Origin of the sequence: Pseudochrobactrum sp. AO18b (assembly GCF_000409565.1) — a bacterium.
Taxonomy (GTDB): domain Bacteria; phylum Pseudomonadota; class Alphaproteobacteria; order Rhizobiales; family Rhizobiaceae; genus Pseudochrobactrum; species Pseudochrobactrum saccharolyticum.
Map to the genome: position 1 here is coordinate 1 of NZ_ANNO01000314.1, position 2,772 is coordinate 2,772.

Genomic DNA, 2,772 nt, shown 5'->3' on the forward strand with positions numbered 1-2,772 from the left:
GGCGGCTCTAATCAGGGCGGACCATGGGGACAAGGCCCTAAAGGACCGCGCGGCGGCCCTGGCGGCTCGGGCGGAACGCCTCCGGATCTCGAGGATATTTTGCGCAAAGGTCAGGATCGCCTTAAAAAGGTGATGCCGGGCGGTGGCGGCGGTGGCGGCGGCCCTGCTTTCTATATTGTCGGTGCGCTTGCGCTCGCCGGTTTCTGGCTGTTCCAGTCCATGTATACCGTGCAGCCGGATGAGCTTGCGGTTGAAATGCGCTTCGGTGTGCCGAAAGAAACCATTTCCGAGCCGGGTCTGCATTTCCATCTCTGGCCGATTGAAACTTATGAAAAAGTTTCGACCGGTGAACGCCAGATCAATATTGGCGGTCAGGGCACTCGCGGTGCCACACAAGGTCTGATGCTGACCGGTGACCAGAACATTGTTAATGTTCAGTTCTCCGTACTTTACCGTGTTTCCGATCCGCGTTCTTACCTGTTCAAGGTACAGGATCCTGACAATATGGTTCGTCAGGTTTCTGAAAGCGCGATCCGTGAAATCGTCGGCCGTCGTCCTGCACAGGATGTGTTCCGTGACAACCGTGCGGCAATTGCCCAGTCGGTTCGTGATATTGTTCAGGATACGCTGAACGGCTATGGCGCCGGTATTCAGGTAACTGCTCTTTCCATCGAAGATGCTGCACCGCCGCGTGAAGTGGCTGATGCCTTTGACGAAGTGCAGCGTGCTGAGCAGGATGAAGACCGCTTTGTAGAAGAAGCCAACCAGTATTCCAACCAGAAGCTGGGTCAGGCACGCGGTGAGGCTGCGCAGGTTCGTGAAGATGCTGCCGGTTATAAAACCCGTATGGTTCAGGAAGCGGAAGGTGAAAGCCAGCGCTTTAACTCTGTCCTGAATATTTACAAAGAATCTCCTGATGTTACCCGCGACCGTCTCTTCATTGAGACCATGGAGCAGGTGCTGAAAGACAGCAATAAAGTGATTATCGAAGGCGGCAATAATGTCATGCCATATTTGCCTTTGACTGAACTGATGCGTCAGCAGGGTAAAGCAGGAGGCAACCAGTAATGAATCAGAATCGTTTGCCTTTTATTGTTGGTGCGATCGCTGTTGTCGCATTTCTGGTTTATTCCTCGGTTTTCGTGGTGAATGAACGCCAGCAGGCTATTGTCTTACGTTTCGGTCAGATCGTTGACGTGAAAACAGAGCCTGGTCTCTACTTCAAACTGCCATTTGCTTTCGCTGAAGCAGACAATGTGCAGATCATTGATGACCGTATGCTGCGTTTTGATCTGGACGATATCCGCGTTCAGGTTTCCGGCGGTAAATTCTATGATGTGGATGCGTTCCTCGTTTACCGCATTACCAATGCCCGTAAATTCCGTGAGACTGTTTCGGCAAATACAATGCTTGCTGAACAGCGTCTGCGTACCCGTCTCGATGCGGCTCTGCGTCAGGTCTATGGTCTGCGCGGCTTTGAATCGGCGCTGTCGGAAGAACGGGGCAGCATGATGCGTGAAGTACGCGACCAACTGCGTCCGGATGCCGAATCCCTTGGTCTGACCATTGAGGATGTACGTATCCGCCGTACGGATTTGACCGCTGAAGTTTCCCAGCAGACCTTCGACCGTATGAAGGCCGAGCGTCTTGCAGAAGCTGAGCGCCTGCGTGCCCGTGGCCGTGAAGCAGCGCAGCGTATCAAAGCTGTTGCTGACCGTCAGGTTGTGGAAATCGTCTCTGAAGCCAACCGTGATTCTGAAGTGCTGCGCGGTGAGGGTGAAGGTGAACGTGGTCGTATCTTCGCGGAAGCTGCAAAACAGGATCCTGACTTCTATGCATTCTATCGTTCGATGAATGCTTATCGTCAGTCCTTGCAGGCCGAAGGTACAACCATGGTTCTGTCGCCGGATTCCCAGTTCTTCCGCTTCTTTAAGGATGCCGCCGGTAAACTGCCGCAGCAGCCTGCGAATGCCGGTCAGAGCGTACAGTAAGGACCGGATGCCGCTGTGAGTGACCTGATTACAGCCATAGGATTGCTCCTCGTTTTAGAGGGGCTTCTCTATGGCGGCTTCCCGCACTTTGCCAGACGTATGGCTAAAGACGTGTCAGAAGCTCCGGAAAATTATCTGCGAATAGCAGGTATTGTTGCACTGGCGCTTGGCGTCGGGGTGATATGGCTGGTCAGAGGCGGATCTGCCGGATAAAATTACAAAGAGGCGTATGATATTTCATGCGCCTCTTTTTTTCAGAATTTGCAGCATTAAATCATAGCGACTGCTTGGGCTTCAAACTTCTGATAATGTGCTTCAGAGCACCGCGTGCCCGATCGGGCGCACAAAGGTCGCTCTAACACTTTAAAAGCAGAGCATAATGGGCTTAAACCTGAGCGTATTGCATTCAGGCAGCTCATAGAGGCGCTTCGGATTGCAGGTGAGTGTATGTTGCGGATATTAAATGAAGACATTTAACTGCGACATGCTCTGGCCGTATTTTGCTTGCAATCCGTTGTAAGTATCAGAGTTAGAACGACCTTTGTGCGCCCGATCGGGTGCACGGCGCTCTAAATAACAAAACAGGCGGAGTTTCAGATGGTTCGCACTCAGACTAAAAGCACGGTTTCATTTCCCCTGCGCACCGCACTTGCCGCCTTGTCTGTAAGCACGGTACTGCTGGGCGCCATGACAGCTCAGGCGCAGCAGCAAACCGCTGCAAACCCGCCGCAGGCACCACAGCCGGCCATTGCCGGCAAGCTGGCGCCGCTCGGACTGGCTG

Annotated in this window: 4 protein-coding genes; all 4 read left to right on the forward strand. The window is 53.2% G+C overall.

The genetic code is table 11. The features are described 5' to 3' along the window. The coding region (hflK, locus tag A918_RS0112510) for an FtsH protease activity modulator HflK (RefSeq protein ID WP_022711397.1) at window positions 1-1,068 on the forward strand (1,068 nt) is incomplete at its 5' end. Continuing rightward, on the forward strand, window positions 1,068-1,991 hold the full coding sequence (hflC, locus tag A918_RS0112515) for a protease modulator HflC (RefSeq protein ID WP_022711398.1): 924 nt from the start codon (window positions 1,068-1,070) through the stop codon (window positions 1,989-1,991). The genes hflK and hflC, both read left to right, overlap by 1 nt. 15 nt (window positions 1,992-2,006) lie before the next feature. Further along, a complete protein-coding gene (locus A918_RS0112520; protein WP_022711399.1) occupies window positions 2,007-2,204 on the forward strand; it encodes a DUF2065 family protein in 198 nt (65 codons plus the stop codon). A 384-nt stretch (window positions 2,205-2,588) separates the two neighbouring features. Beyond that, window positions 2,589-2,772: hypothetical protein (locus tag A918_RS0112525; protein WP_028233751.1), on the forward strand; the 184-nt coding region annotated here is incomplete at its 3' end.